The 14923-nt window shown below is 58.8% G+C and carries 13 protein-coding genes; 9 read left to right on the top strand and 4 right to left on the bottom strand.

Features of this window, described 5'->3' with window-relative positions; all coding sequences use genetic code 11:
* The first annotated feature begins 2 nt into the window (after nt 1-2).
* Nucleotides 3-242, top strand: coding sequence for a hypothetical protein (locus CN933_RS17775; RefSeq protein ID WP_102761933.1), 240 nt, complete (start codon nt 3-5; stop codon nt 240-242).
* Nucleotides 243-299: 57 nt separating this feature from the next.
* Here the strand turns inward: CN933_RS17775 and CN933_RS17770 are convergent, their stop codons facing one another.
* The 4 genes from CN933_RS17770 to CN933_RS17755 all read right to left on the bottom strand — a co-directional run bounded on the left by CN933_RS17770 (nt 300) and on the right by CN933_RS17755 (nt 6359).
* Nucleotides 300-2633, bottom strand: a complete 2334-nt coding sequence (locus tag CN933_RS17770; RefSeq protein ID WP_102761932.1) for a S8 family peptidase — start codon at nt 2631-2633, stop codon at nt 300-302.
* Between the two features lie 7 nt (nt 2634-2640).
* Nucleotides 2641-3633, bottom strand: coding sequence for an AAA family ATPase (locus CN933_RS17765; RefSeq protein WP_102761931.1), 993 nt, complete (start codon nt 3631-3633; stop codon nt 2641-2643).
* Nucleotides 3634-3931: 298 nt separating this feature from the next.
* Nucleotides 3932-5287, bottom strand: a complete 1356-nt coding sequence (locus CN933_RS17760) for an anti-phage END nuclease (RefSeq protein ID WP_102761930.1) — start codon at nt 5285-5287, stop codon at nt 3932-3934.
* A gap of 190 nt (nt 5288-5477) precedes the next feature.
* Complete coding sequence (locus CN933_RS17755) at nt 5478-6359, bottom strand: LysR family transcriptional regulator (protein WP_102762186.1); 882 nt, start codon at nt 6357-6359, stop codon at nt 5478-5480.
* A 182-nt stretch (nt 6360-6541) separates the two neighbouring features.
* Between CN933_RS17755 and CN933_RS17750 the strand changes: the two genes are divergently transcribed.
* From CN933_RS17750 to CN933_RS17715, 8 genes are all read left to right on the top strand, one after another.
* Entirely contained in the window at nt 6542-7534 is a 993-nt protein-coding gene (locus tag CN933_RS17750; RefSeq protein ID WP_180980726.1) for a hydroxyacid dehydrogenase, read from the top strand.
* A 33-nt stretch (nt 7535-7567) separates the two neighbouring features.
* The gene (locus tag CN933_RS17745; RefSeq protein WP_180980725.1) at nt 7568-8251 is read left to right on the top strand and encodes an RraA family protein; all 684 of its coding nucleotides are present in this window, start codon (nt 7568-7570) and stop codon (nt 8249-8251) included.
* A gap of 90 nt (nt 8252-8341) precedes the next feature.
* On the top strand, nt 8342-9298 hold the full coding sequence (locus tag CN933_RS17740; protein WP_102761928.1) for a tripartite tricarboxylate transporter substrate binding protein: 957 nt from the start codon (nt 8342-8344) through the stop codon (nt 9296-9298).
* Nucleotides 9298-9762: a tripartite tricarboxylate transporter TctB family protein gene (locus CN933_RS17735; protein WP_102761927.1), complete on the top strand. Its 465-nt coding sequence runs from the start codon at nt 9298-9300 to the stop codon at nt 9760-9762. Before CN933_RS17740 ends, CN933_RS17735 begins: the two co-directional genes overlap by 1 nt.
* Nucleotides 9763-9773: 11 nt before the next feature.
* On the top strand, nt 9774-11282 hold the full coding sequence (locus CN933_RS17730) for a tripartite tricarboxylate transporter permease (RefSeq protein ID WP_102761926.1): 1509 nt from the start codon (nt 9774-9776) through the stop codon (nt 11280-11282).
* Nucleotides 11283-11350: 68 nt separating this feature from the next.
* Nucleotides 11351-12331 (top strand): D-2-hydroxyacid dehydrogenase, encoded by a 981-nt coding sequence (locus CN933_RS17725; RefSeq protein WP_102761925.1) that lies wholly within the window; start codon nt 11351-11353, stop codon nt 12329-12331.
* Nucleotides 12332-12333: 2 nt separating this feature from the next.
* A complete protein-coding gene (locus tag CN933_RS17720; protein WP_102761924.1) occupies nt 12334-13599 on the top strand; it encodes a glycerate kinase type-2 family protein in 1266 nt (421 codons plus the stop codon).
* Between the two features lie 4 nt (nt 13600-13603).
* Entirely contained in the window at nt 13604-14773 is a 1170-nt protein-coding gene (locus tag CN933_RS17715; RefSeq protein WP_102761923.1) for an alpha-hydroxy acid oxidase, read from the top strand.
* The last annotated feature ends 150 nt before the right edge of the window (nt 14774-14923 follow it).

Genomic DNA, 14923 nt, shown 5'->3' with positions numbered 1-14923 from the left:
GTGTGAAAAACATCGAATTTACCATCTCGGTCAAACGACCTTTCCAGGGTGCGCGGCCTGATATTGTGAGTTTGATTTCGGACGTTCCGGACGTTGTCGTCTTGGGCGGTGAGACCGACTATGCAGTAGATATCGTCGTTCCGATCGAACGTGAGGCACAAGTCCGTTCGCTCGTCGAGGCCACCTGTGACATCGAGGAATCCCAAGAATTTTCATTTCTTGGTGGCATTCGCAGTCGCTGATCCGAGCTGTCGATGCCGTGTAGCACTGGGTGAGAGGCTCAGGAGTGATGTCCGGCGCTACGTTCGCAGGCGCTGGCGCAAACGCTCATACAATCGAACTTCCGCTTTCTGAAGCAGTTCGACAACGACTGCGAATGCTTGGCGATCCACATGGCTCGCCCAACCGCTCTCGCAACGGACGACGAGATAATAGCTGTCGCCATATTGCTCGATGCCACGCTTGAACGTGATGCTGGCGCGTTGCACTGAACTTTTTTCCCTCGCCTTTGGACCTGGCTCGAGTTTGCAGTTGAAGCGGTCTTGCATTTCGGGGAAGGGGCCCTCAGCCTCAGCTCTTTTCCGATAGTGCTCGAAGATGAAAGCAGGCTCGCACCCGCGCACCAGCCGAAAACTCATCCCGACGCCGGCATAATCGTTTCGCGTGTGGCGCACCGGGGGATCGTAAGCGAGCGTCACCCGGATCGTGCGCTCGGTATTTCCTATCTGAAAGATTTCAGGAATTGGGATGCGATAGACAGCGAAATGATCAAGCGGGAGCTCGTCTTCAGCGTACAGCGTCACACGGGCATCATCGGAGAAACCGGCGCGCTGGAGGTTAATTAGGCCGTGGCCGCATACCGAGCGAATAGCTTCGCTTCCCAGCATCTCCAAGCGCTCACTTGCCTCCACCGGGACCTCCGCGGAGCCGATCAGTAGAGCGCGGACCAAATTCGCGGAGGCACCGGGAAAGCGAGCAAGGATCTGCCCGGCGCTGAAACCGACGCGTGGCGCTGAGTAAGACGTGCCCGAGCCGGCCGTGAAGAGACGATTGAGGTAATTATGATTCAACGTGAGAACCCCAGCACTCGGACGATCCTCGCCGCCACGGAGACGAGCGACGACGGCGTCAAAGATCAACGTGCCACCCACGTCGACAAGGTCTGGTTTGGTGCCGCCTCCAAGACCCGGTCCTATCCGCGAAAATGGTGACGGCTCATTCGGGCGGGTAATCGGACGCACGCGAACATCGTCCGCCATATCCGCATCCAGGCCCTCTCCCTGCGCGATTGACCCGACCGTTATTACGTTCATGGCGCCAGCGGGCTCAAGCAGGTGATTGTTCGCCTCGAGCAGGTAATCCGGATATTCTGTGACGCCTTGCTCTACACGATTACCAGCACGGGGCCCACGGTTTCCAGCCGACACGATGATCACGACATTTAGCTCTCGTGCCAGCTCATCGAGTGTCGCAGCCCAAGTCCCGACCTTGCCACCGTTGAAGACGCGCTTCTTGTCGCCGAGCGAGATGACAAAAATCCGACAACCAAATTCTTCGCTGAGCCGCGTGATTGCCTCGCGCATCTGAGAAGGGACGAGACGCCGATCGTCGAAGCTACCTGCATCGTTCGTGACCTTCGCCGCGCAGATCCTGGAACCACGACGAAGTTCGCCCGTCGCCAATTGCGCTCGCAAATCACCAAAGGCGGCGATACCGGCGACTCGTGTTCCATGACCCCACACATCGGCAGTGCCTAGATCTTCGGGAACGGCGATGCTGCCGACGACGATTCCATCGAGGAAGGGATGAGCATTGAGGCCGCTGTCTATGATGCCGATGACAGGAGCCGCCTGATCGACCTCGTTGAGGGGAGGGGTCGCTGCAAGGACCATGTCCATCGCCTCGGAGGTGACGAGGTCGGGGCTCGGCGGAAGATCCACCGAAGCCACTTCCTCGATTGTCAGCAGCGTCCTGACGAGTTCACCGCTCAAACGGGCGCGGAGCATTGTGATAGATGGACCGATATACTGGTCGAATACCTCGCCCCCGCGCGCCTCGATGTAGCGAACGATGTCGTCGAGTTTCCGCTCTCGAAGACGGCGTTCACCGAGGTCCCATACCTCGATATCGACGAGATAGGCTTCGCCATCCCGGAAGTCAGCCATATCGACAAGGCCATCCTCGCGGAAGCGAATTCCGATGCGGTCGCGCGGCTCGACCGAGCCGATCGTTTCGATGCCGCCTATGAAATTGTTGTAGGGGGCGTTCTTTTGACCCGCAGGCGCGCCGCGTTGGTAGGCATCCAGCCGCGTTCTGAACTCTGCCATCTCGTCGTTGGATGCGAACAACACCAGCGTTCGGTCGGCGTCGCTGGATAGGACCGTAAGTCCGAGTTGCTCCCAGTCTGCCTCCTGCAGTGCCCCCGTCATCTGGACTCGGAGGATCAGGGCTGGATTCACGAATTCCGGCTTGCGTCGCCGGCGTTGCTCGTCTCGGGCGGCGTTTAGCTCGTCTCTGAGCTTTGCACTGTGCCGGGGACCATCCCTGTCAGGCGGCGGACCACCCCCGCCGTGCTTGCGTCGCTCAAGCTGTTCTGGAAGTCGGACGAGCTCGAGATGGTCGTACTGGGCCACGGCGGCCTCAGATTATTGGTGCAAGACGGGCTTGTCCGGCACGCCGCCGCGCCTCGTCCCGAAGTGCACGGTTGAAGTCCCGCTCCTGGACTTGCTTGCGACGCTCTATGATAATTGCTTTGATCGCCTGAGTGCAGACACGTTCAATTTCGGCGAAGGAATAACCCTCGAGTGCAGCCGAATGTCGGGCCGGGTCGAACGCGATGGGGACATTCTTGAACTTGAGCTTGAGGAAACGAGCGATCATCGCGGCTTCGGGCTTGTCAAACCAAAGGACCTCATCGAAACGCCGCCAGATAGCCGCGTCGAGAGAGCGGTCGAGGTTTGTCGCTGCGATCAGAAAGCCCTTCGGCTGCATGTTGTCGATAAAGAGCAGCAGGCTGTTAACGACGCGACGAAGCTCGTTGTGCTCGCCACTGTCGTCTCGAGTCCTCGCGAGGGCATCAAACTCGTCGAAAAACAGCACACACGGCTGCTTGCGAGCGAACTCGAATGTCTTTCGGATGTTGGTCGCCGTCTCGCCAAGATAGGAAGAGATCAGTCGATCCAGCTTTACCCGGAACAGAGGCAGGCCCAACTCGGCGGCGAAAATCTCCGCGCAAAGTGTCTTGCCGCAGCCTGGCGGTCCGCAGAAGAGCATTTTCGAGCGAATCTTGAGACCGTGCTGGCGAATCTCGTCTGCCCGTCGAAATTCTTTGACCAGGCCAAGAAGCACCCTGACGTTAGCGGCACTTAGAACAATGTCATTACGATTGTGCTCGGGCTCGATCCGCTCCACGAAATCTGCGGCGGCTTCCGGGAATGGGATGAGGGGAGCGAGGGCCTTCGGGGCCGACTGCGTCCGCTGAGGACCGGCCTCGAGCGTCTTTCGCAATGTCCGAGCAAGGGCGCGGTTGTTCTTTTTCTCTTCCTCGTCGATGATCTGCTCGGCGACGGCGCGAAAATCCTCATCGCGTCCGTAACTTGCCAGCAATTTTTTCATCAACTCGCCGCGTGCCATCTGTCGTCCGTCGTTTCCCCTGGGTTCGAATCACAACCGGATAGCATCTTTTCAGGATGAAGTTACCACCTGATTTAGACAATGACCTTCCTACGGATTTAGTTTCAGCGCCAGCGAATTCAGTTTATCCGCAGGCATTGTCCACGGCGCTCAACGACTGCGGCGTTACAAACGGCCCTCTGCAGTAGCCCGGCCGGCGGAAAACGCGGCGGGGTGGCCGTCGGTCCCGAGTCTCCTTCGGACCGTGTTGACGTTCTTACAGCTGCTCGGATCCCCGCCTTCGCTAAAACTCCAAACGCTAGCCCACGTGAACTGTGACGTCGTACCCGAGCGACCGAAGCGCCTTGCTCGTTCTCCCATTTCGCGGAGGATACCTGTCCGGAAGAGCCCAGCCTACGATTTCGCCGAGAGCGCTCACGCCGATCAGCTCGATTTTCCTTTTTGGGTCAACAATCGCGTTCCATAGCCGGATCGGCACGTCCTCAATTCGTCCATCATAGAGAATGTAGGTCAAAGTCTCCAATGCGGAGACGCCGCCGCGATTTGGTGCCTTGTAGATATGCCTCGCCAAAGCATCAACTTTCTCCGGTATGTCATACGGGCGGCCGCCTCTAAGCCCGATGAGGCGGTTCGGCGCTCGACGAGCAAACTCCCGCGTTGCATGGATTTTACCAAGCACCTGAACGAACTCGTCCTCCGTCAAACGTTGAAGACGGTCTTCCGCGAATGCCCGCCGCAGGGCTGGGGCCGTCTTGTTCAGCATCCGGTTTTCGTCCGAACTGTCAGGCCGCTTCTGCCACCACCGTATTGCTGTCTCAACGGCACTATCTGGGTCAGATCTGTTTCTTCCAAAATGCGTCTCGAAATCTGCCCTCCTACCGTCGAACGTATTTTGGTAATAATGAGCGTGGAGAAACTGATCGGCATGGGCTCCCAATGGCGCGGTTGCGCTCACCCACGAGGGCCTGTTGCCCTCGATGGAAATTTTGACCGAGATGTCTCGTATGATTTGAAGAGTACTGTTCCACTCGTCCAAAAACGCTTGTTTCCTCTTCTCACCCGCTGATTTCGTGTTTGATCTCGCTAACCCAGGAAAATGAGGAACGAGCGTGGTCGCGGCGAATGCCTCGTCCGCATCCTTCTGAGCGATCTTGCGCCGGGTCAGTTCCTTGTTCCTGGCTGACAATAGATCAAACAGTTCCTGAGTCAAAGGTGCGGCATGCGCTTCGATCTCTTTGAAAAATTGCTCGAGTTGGAGATCGTGTCCGCCATCGACGAGCTCGTCCTCCGTGAGAAAAACGCCTGCCTCGACGTTATTCCACCATGCACTTTGGGTTAGGTTCGCAGAGCCTATGTAAGCGCCGGAGCCGCGCAACCAGATCACCTTTGGATGAAACTGGCGCACGAGTTTGCAGACGTATCGCCCTGACCGTCGGGCAAGAAATTGTTCTAGGACGGGAATACTTACCGGTACTTGTTCGTCAAAGCGTCCCCAGTAGCGAAGAGGTAGTTTGTTATTCCAACACCATTCAAAGAGAAGGTCGTTTTCGGTCGCGTAAGCGACCGCGGCGTCAACTCGTTCAGTATCTTTGGCGGCATTTAATAGGATGTTGCGCAGATAGTTGCCATTGATACCGTTCAAAAGCAATTCCAAAGCGATTTCTCCCCCCGATGTCACGCACTGAGGTGTACACTCTTCGAGGTTGCCCAGTCAAAGGGTGAACAATTGCTGAAGCTCCCAATGAGATCAATATCTTAGATGCTGATACGATAAGGACGCCAGTTCGATTCCCATCAAGGCGATTGAAGAAGTTGCGGAAAATATGCTGCGTTAGAGCGCCTATTTAACGCGCTATACCGTAAGGATGGCTGAGCCTAACCAAGTGCTCATGTAATCGATCTATGACCGCAGTGCGCGTACCAGCCCGCCGCTCCAGAAATCCAATCTGCCTCAGAATTTGCGGATCGCCAAAGGGCACCGAAACGATTGGAACGGCAACGTCTTTTAGTGCGATCCAAGGCGCGACGGAGACGCCGAGGCCGTGGATGACACATGATACGACCGAAGCTATCGTGTCTATTTCTGCAATGAGGTTTGGCACGACGCCGGTTTTCGCCAGTTCGGTCTCGATGATCTGAGCCAATCTGAACTTACTGTTGAACCTGACGTATGGCATTGTTGACAGCATCTCAAGACCAGACATTTCTGGAGTGCTATGTGGCGCGATCACGAGGAGAGGTTCGTTAATGAACGGACGCCATCTGAGCGCGGAAGGGACCCCTGAATATTCGGCGACCATCGCGCAATCCAGGCGTCCAGACATCACATCGTTCAGCAATTCGTCCGTATTGGCGACGTGAAGCTTGATCCTGAGGTCGGGAAAGTCGGCCTTGAGGGCGACGATCGCCGACGGCAGGAGCGAAAGAGCGCTCGAACGAACCGAGCCGATGGTGAACGTTCCACTGATGGTGCGTCCGGAAATGGCGTCTACTATATCGTCTGCAGAGCGCACCAACCTCCGCGCTGCTTCCAGCATCTGCAGGCCATGGGCGTTAAGCGTGATCGGCCTTGTTGAACGATCGAACAGTTCCGCCCGGACCTCAGTTTCTAAGGACTGGATTTGCTGGCTCACTGCGGACGGGGTCAAACCTACGGCTTCGGCAGCTTTCGCAAAGGTTCCGTGCTCAGCTATAGCGATTAAGGTTTTTAGCTGACGTGTATCCAAGGTCGCCCCCAACGCAAATTAAGTTTTCCTGTTCATCTTGGCCAGAATTATTCGCTTTGATCAAGGAAACCTTATGTTAAGTTTTCCCTAGGAGACGCCAGGAGGAACTTTGGCGTATGGGAGGATGTCAACACGGTGCGAAAGCAACGCTGCGTCCTCGCGCATTCCAGTTTGAGGTACGCATGGGAAGCCGAAACATCCTGGTCACTGGACCAGCCATCAACGAACAAGCCGTAAAACTAGCTGCCGACAATGGCTACCAGGTATCTTACGTTCCCCCTTACACGAGCGAAGACGATCTGGTCCGCATCGTGACGGACCTTGATCCTGTCGGCGTCGTAGTTCGCATGGGCCGTTTCGGAGAAGCGGCGATCAAGGCCGCGCCTTCGCTCCGGGTCCTCTCGAAACATGGGGTCGGCGTCGATAATATCGATGTGGACGCCGCGTCACGCCGTGAAATACCCGTTGTCGTCGCCGCTGGTGCGAATGCCCTTTCGGTCGCTGAACATGCGATCGCACTGCTTTTTGCCGTGGTGAAGCGGATCGTTCCGCTGGACAGCAGCCTGCGTGCCGGACGCTGGGAAAAGCCCGGCTTCTCCGGCAAGGAACTCGCTGGCATGACCATCGGTCTCGTCGGCTTTGGCGCGATCGCTCGCCATACCGCTGCCTTCGCCAAGGGACTTGGGTTGAAGGTACAGGCGTTCGACCCCTTTACCGACGAAGCGGCGTTTGCGGAGGCCGGGGTCGCCCGGGTAGCTGACGTGGACGATCTTATCGCATCCTCCGATATCGTCAGCCTGCACTGCCCCCTGACACCCGAGACACGCGACCTGCTGGATGATCGCCGGCTCGGCCTGATGAAGCCTGGCTCCTTTGTCATCAACACCGCGCGGGGCGGCCTGATCGACGAAGACGCCCTTCTTCGCGCTGTCGAGAGCGGACAGATTGCCGGGGCCGGGCTGGACACGTTCCAAACGGAGCCGCCCGCAAGCGATCACCCATTCTGGCAGAACCAGCGGATCGTCGTCACACCCCACATCGGCGGCGTGACGCAGGAGGCAAACGTTCGCGTCGGCGTCGACGCCGTCGAGGGCATCCTCGCCATCGTAGAAGGACGTTCCCTTGGTCGCGAGAGGATCGTGAACCACCGGGCGCTGGCGAAGACGCCAGCTTGAACACAGACAATCAAAAGCATTGAGGAGACTACGTTGACCATAGGATTCAGGGTTCGCAACAGGGACAGGGTCGTTGATCAGGAATGGATCGACAAGTTCAGGGCGCTTCCGGTCGCCAACATCAGCGACAGCATGCACCGCATGTATGCAGGCGGGGCCGAGCTTCGTCCCATGCACCGAGACGGCAAGCTTGTCGGTCGCGCGCTGACCGTCAAAGCCCCTCCAGGCGACAACCTCATGCTTCACAAGGCGATGGACATGGCCGTGGACGGCGACGTGATCGTCATGGATGCTGCCGGGGACGTGACCCACGCCCTGATGGGCGAAATGATGCTCGACTACGCGCACCGTCGGGGCGTCGTCGGTTTCGTGCTCAATGGCGCTATTCGTGACGCTGATGCCTTCCTCGAAATGAACATTCCGGCATTCGCTGTGGGCGTTACCCATCGCGGCCCCTATAAGAACGGACCAGGGGAGATCAACACCCCGATCGCCATCGGCGGAATGGTCATCATGCCGGGTGACCTGATCGTCGGCGACGCGGACGGCGTCGTAGTCGTTCCAATCGACGACGTTGCGGAGGTCTACGAAAGGACCGTTGCCAAGCACGCCGCCGAGCAGAAGCAAATCGAGCATATCAAAGCGGGGACGCACAACCCGACCTGGTTCAACGACGCCCTCGTTAAAGGCGGATGCGAACTACCATCTACCAACTGAACGACGCTGGCCGACGCTCCGGAGGGGGAAACGTCGGCCAGTTCTCAAGGCTCTCGAAAACACCGATGAACACTATCCTGGGAGGATAAGATGAAGCATTTGATCCGGAATACCGCGCTGGCAACGACGCTGCTTCTCGGCGCGGGCGTAGCTCATGCTGATTGGCCGACCGATCGGCCTATCGAATTCATCGTGGCGTTCGCTCCTGGCGGCGGCACCGATGTGATGAACCGTACGCTCGCTCCTTATGTCGAGAAAGAGCTGGGCGGCAAGATCACTATCTTGAACCGTCCCGGCGCTTCCGGCGAAATCGCTTACACCGCGATGACGCAAGCCCGGCCTGACGGCTATACGGTTTCCTCGCTCAACACCCCGGGCTATCTCACGATGCAGATGGATCGCAAGGTCCGTTTCGATCCAACCAAGCTCTGCTTGGTTGCCCGTATCGTTGAAGACCCGGGTTCCTTCATCGTTCAGTCCGGCTCCAAGTTCAACACGCTCAAGGACCTCGTTGCCTTCGCGAAGGAAAACCCTGGTGTGGTGACCGTAGGAACAACTGGCTTGGGAACCGACGAACACCTGGCAATGCTCCAGTTGGAGAAAGCAGCTGGTATCGACCTGACCGCCGTCACCTTCAACGGTGCGAATGAGGCTCGCACCGCGCTTCTTGGTGGACATGTCGATACGATCGGCATCAACGTCGGTGAGTTCGCGGGCAGCGATCAATCTGCGTTCAAAAATCTTGGTCAGTTCGCGGAGGAACGCGCTTCGATCGCCCCCGACCTTCCGACTGCGAAGGAGCAGGGCTTCGATGTCCTGATGAGTTCCGAGCGCGGCATCGCCATGAACTGCGACGTTCCCGAGGAAATCCGGACGAAGTTCTCAGGCGCGATCAAAAAAGCCCTGGACAATCCGGAGTTCCAGGCAAAGGCGAAGCAGATGTCGCTCGCCCTTTCCTATCGCTCATCGGAAGACTGGAACAAGGAGCTTCCCGTGCGCGGCGAGCGCCTGGGCGCGATCTGGAAGCTGGCCAAGGAACAGAAGTAATGGCTGCCCCTCGCAAGGCTAGAGGGACCGGTGACCGGCCGGACCTCTTCACCGCAGCGTTATTCATAGGATTCGGCGCGCTTGGCCTCTGGGCCGGGCGCGACCTGACCATGGGCACGGCGTCCGCCATGGGTCCGGGGTATCTTCCCAGAATAGTGTGCTGGCTTCTGATCGTCATTGGCACGGCGATAGGCGGGTTCGGGGCGGTCCGGGCGCGCGTGGACATTGCCAAACCACAGCTCCGGCCGCTGATCATCATTCTGGCGGCAGTTGTGGGATTTGCGTTTATGGCCGAGTTCTTCGGCTTCGTCGCAGCTTCTGTCTGGTTGCTACTCGTAGGAAGCATCGCCGACCGGGATTCACGACTTCGCGAGGTCATTCTGCTCACCGCCGGGCTTACGGCGTTCGGCGCTCTGGTCTTCATCGTCGGCCTCGGCGTGCAGATGCCGATCTGGCCGTTCTGAGGAGGAAACACATGAACTTCGTCGACCTTCTCATGCTCGGGTTCAGCGAGGCGTTGACGCCTACGAACCTCGGTTTCTGTCTTCTAGGCGCTCTCCTCGGCACGCTGATCGGGGTCCTGCCGGGAATCGGGCCGACGGCGACGATTGCCGTTTTGCTGCCAATTACGTTCTACCTTCCGCCCCTGGCGGGCCTCATCATGCTCGCCGGCATCTATTACGGTGCACAGTACGGGGGATCGACGACTGCTATCCTCGTCAACCTTCCGGGTGAAGCATCATCGGTCGTTACCGCTGTCGACGGCTACAAGATGGCTCAACAAGGAAGAGCCGGATCGGCGCTTGCCGTCGCAGCACTCGGTTCCTTCTTTGCCGGTACCGTTGCAACATTCGGTCTAGCGATTGCCGGACCAACCCTTTCATCATTTGCGCTATCGTTCGGCCCCGCAGAGTATGTGTCGCTTATGCTGTTCGGGCTCCTCGCCGCGACGATCCTTGCACGTGGGCCAGTTCTGAAGGCGATCGGCATGATCCTTCTCGGCCTGCTGCTCGGTATGGTCGGAATCGACGCCAGCTCCGGCGAAGAGCGCCTTACGTTCACCGCTGTCGAGCTTTTCGACGGCATCGACTTCGTCGTTATTGCCATCGGGCTGTTCGGCTTCGCCGAGATCATCGAAAACCTCGAAAATGTTGAAGCCCGTGGCGTGCTGGTCAGCAAGCTCAGCCGCCTGTGGCCAACCCGAGAAGACTTTCGGCGCGCATGGCCGGCCGTCTTGCGAGGGACCGGTGTTGGTACCTTCCTCGGTGTACTGCCGGGCGGTGGAGCAACGCTCGCATCTTTCTGCGCCTACTCCGTCGAAAAGAAGATGTCCAAGCATCCGGAGGAGTTCGGCGAAGGTGCCGTAGAGGGCGTCGCCGGACCTGAAGCCGCCAACAATGCCGGCGCGCAGTCGTCGTTCATTCCGCTTCTAACGCTCGGCATTCCGTCGAACAACATGATGGCGATGATGCTGAGCGCCTTCATCATCCACGGTATCACTCCAGGGCCGACGGTGCTGGCAACCCAGCCGGAAATCTTCTGGGGTCTCGTTGCCAGCATGTGGATCGGCAACCTGATGCTCGTCGTGATCAACCTGCCCCTGATCGGGGTCTGGGTGAAGCTCCTGACAGTTCCCTACCGTCTGCTCTACCCGGCAATCCTTCTCTTCTGCTGTGTCGGTGTCTACAGCATCAACAACCGGATCTTCGACGTGGCGCTGGCTGCGGGCTTCGGACTTCTCGGTTATGCTTTCCGTAAGGCAAAGTGCGAGCCGGGTCCTCTGCTCCTGGGGTTCGTCCTCGGACCGCTGCTGGAAACCAACATCCGTAGAGCGCTGACAATCTCCCACGGAAACCCCAGCGTCTTCGTGGAGCGGCCAATTAGCCTCGTCCTCCTAATCATGACTGCCGGCGTCCTTCTCCTGATGATCCTGCCGTCATTCCGCAAAACCCGCGAAGAAGCCTTCCAGGAAGAGGAAGCCTAATTACGATCCCCGGCAAGCGGCCGCTTGAACGCGGCCGCCGTTCTTTCCTCGAACTCGGTGTCCTCCCAATGCCTGATGCAAGCCGCAATCCTCTTCGCATCGTTCTCCTCGATCGCAAGACCTTGCCCGACGACATTCACTTCCGTCCGTTCTCCTTCGCACACGAACTCATACAGTTCGACCAGACGGCTCCAGACGAGGTGTCGGAACGCATCAAGGATGCCGACATTGTCATCACGAATAAGGCCCCCGTAAGAGGCTCGGCAATTGCATCCGCCCCCAACCTCAAGCTGATCGCCGTAGCCGCCACGGGAACCGATGTCGTCGATGTTGCCGCATGCACGCAGCGTGGCGTTACGGTATCGAACATCCGCAACTACGCGGTCAACACGGTTCCCGAGCACACCTTCGCTCTGATCCTCGCGCTTCGCCGCAGCGTTTTAGCCTATCGCAACTCGGTGCGGGCCGGACGCTGGCAGGACGCGAACCAGTTCTGCTACTTCGACTTCCCAATCAACGATCTTGCCGGCTCGACGCTTGGCATCATCGGTGACGGTGCTCTTGGGCGTTCGGTGGCGGACCTTGGCCGGGCTTTTGGAATGCAAGTCCTGTTCTCCGACTACAAGGGCAGCAAGGGGATGGGGCCGCTCTATACGCCGTTCGAGAAGGTCCTCGAGGCCAGCGACATCATCACCTTGCACTCTCCCTTGATGCCTTCGACCCGCAACATGATCTCGACCGCGGAGTTCGCCCAGATGGGGAAGCGGCCACTCTTGATCAACACCGCACGCGGCGGTCTCGTCGATGAGGCCGCGCTGGAACACGCCTTGAGAAGCGGCCAGATCAGCGGTGCGGGCTTCGATGTGGTCACCGCCGAGCCCCCAGCACACGATCATCCACTGATGCGTCTGCTCGATCTGCCGAACTTCATCCTGACGCCGCACGTGGCGTGGGCGAGCCGCGAGGCGGTCCAGTCGCTTGTCGATCAGTTGATCGACAACGTCGAAGCCTTCGAGCGCGGCGCACCGACGAACATCGTGGCTGCTTGATCATGGCGATCGTGCCGGACACCAGAGCTTTTTTGTCCGAGCTGTTTTGCGCGGCTGTCGCTGCTGCTGATCCTTACGAAGCAATCAGGGCAAACCTTCCTCAGCAGCCGAAAGGGCGCACTGTCGTCGTGGGAGCCGGCAAGGCATCGGTGGCGATGGCGCGCGCGTTCGATAGCCTGTGGAAGGGCCCGCTCGAGGGCGTCGTTGTCACGAAGCACAGGACAGGGGCGTCATGCGGTCGGATAGAGGTTGTCGAGGCCGGTCATCCGGTTCCAGACGCGGCAAGCGTGGAGGCCTCCAGCCGATTACTGGATGCCGTCTCCGATCTCAGTGAAGACGACCTTGTGGTGGCATTGATCTCCGGAGGCGGATCATCCTTGCTGGCACTGCCCTCGGACGGTCTGACGCTGGATGACGAGATCGCTGTTGCCAAGGCGCTCCTCGCTTCGGGGGCCCCGATCTCGGCGATGAACACCGTGAGGACCCAGCTTTCGAAGATCAAGGGCGGGCGCTTGGCGATCGCCGCCTATCCCGCCAAGGTCGTCACGCTGATCGTGTCCGATATTCCCGGAGACGATCCTGTTCTGGTAGCCAGCGGCCCGACCGTCTTATCGCGCTCGACTCCGCAAGACGCCCTTGGCGTTATCGAGCGATATCGTCTGGCGTTGCCAGGGCACGTCATCCGGCATCTTCAGGAGGCGGTAACCGGTATCGACGCGGACCACCCCTGCTTCGGCAGTAACGAGATCAAAATCATCGCGTCCGCACGGGCTTCTCTGGACGCTGCGGCGGCACTCGCGCGGCACCGAGGCATCACAGCCGTCGTGTTGAGCGACGCCATCGAAGGCGAAGCGAGCGAGATCGCCAAGGTTCATGCCGCGATTGCCAAGGAGGTCGCGCGCAACGACCGGCCGTTCCAAAAGCCCGTGGTGATGCTGTCGGGGGGAGAAAGTACGGTCACGCTTCGCGGCAAAGGAAAAGGCGGACGAAACACCCAGTTTCTTCTTTCGATGGCGATCGAGATTGCTGACCAAGAAGATATTACGGCTCTTGCAGCGGACACCGATGGCGTGGACGGCTCTGAAGACAATGCCGGGGCGTTCGTGGATGGGTTCACGATCGGTAGGCTTCGAGCCGCAGGTCTCGATCCCCATGACCTGCTCGTATCGAACGACGCCTGGACTGGGTTCAACGCCTCACGCGATCTGTTCGTCACCGGGCCGACGGGAACCAATGTCAATGACTTCCGGGCGGTCTTGATCGAGTAAGCAGATGCACAGGACCAATCGCAACCTCCAGAAATATCTCTGCCTCGATGATTTCGAAATCGCTGGCAGACGCCACCTTCCCCGACCGCTATTCGGGTACGTGGCAGGGGCCAGCGAGACCGGCGCCTCGCTTCGTCACAACAGCGAAGACTTTGCCAATTACGCATTTCGGCCTCGCGTGTTAAGGGATGTTTCTCAACGAAGTACACAGACGACGATTTTCGGCGAAAGCTACAGCGCCCCCTTTGGTATTGCGCCGATGGGCATCAGTGCTCTCATGGCCTACCGCGGCGATCTCATACTCGCCCAAGGGGCGAGCCGAGCCAGAATTCCCATGATCATGAGCGGGTCGTCCTTGATCAAGCTTGAAGATGTGGTTGCGACTGCGCCGGCGACTTGGTTTCAGGCATACCTCCCGGGAGAACCCGAGCGGATCGACGCCTTGGTGGACCGCGTAGCCGCTGCTGGGTTCAGGACGTTGGTACTCACCGTCGATACCGCGGCTTTGGCAAACCGGGAAAACAACATCAGGGCTGGGTTTTCCACGCCGCTCAGACCAAGCCTTGCTTTGGCATGGCAGGGGATCACGCATCCCCGCTGGACCGTCGGAACGTTCCTGCGGACCCTGCTCCAGTACGGGATCCCGCATTTCGAGAACTCCTTCGCCACACGCGGTGCGCCGATCATCTCCTCTAACGTCATGCGCGACTTCGGACGCAAGGACCATCTGAACTGGACACATCTCGAGCGCATCCGGAACCGGTGGGCCGGGAGGCTGGTGGTGAAGGGCATCCTGCACCCCGACGATGCTGCCAAGGCTCAGGTTCTGGGTGCCGATGGGGTGATCGTCTCGAACCACGGCGGACGGCAGCTCGACGGTGCGATATCCCCTATAGCCGCTCTTCCCGCGATCGTTGATCGCGTCGGCGAGCAGATGCCGATTATGGTGGACGGCGGATTTCGCCGCGGTACCGACATTGTGAAAGCTCTTGCCCTTGGCGCACGCTTCGTTTTCGTTGGCCGCCCCTTTCTTTACGCCGCTTCGGTTGCCGGCCTCCTCGGTGTCATGAGAGCGGCGGAGCTCCTTCAGACGGAACTGGATAGAAACATGGCACTTCTCGGCCTTTCGGCCATCGAAGAACTCGCCAGCGATTTCCTTGTACAGGTAAGATAATATGGGATTACCTATGCCGAAACCGATCAAGGTCGTGGCGATTTTCCTGAAAGCGCTCATTCGCTAAGCAATGAGAATATTGCACGCCACTATCCGATGCGCTGTTTCCAGCAGGCGCATCGGAAGTAGATCTTCGGTAGAGACTACGTC

It is taken from the genome of Sinorhizobium sp. M4_45, assembly GCF_002885915.1.
GTDB classification, from domain to species: Bacteria; Pseudomonadota; Alphaproteobacteria; order Rhizobiales; family Rhizobiaceae; genus Sinorhizobium; species Sinorhizobium meliloti_A.
The sequence above is the reverse complement of the archived record's forward strand: the minus strand, read 5'-3'. Positions and strand labels throughout refer to the sequence as shown.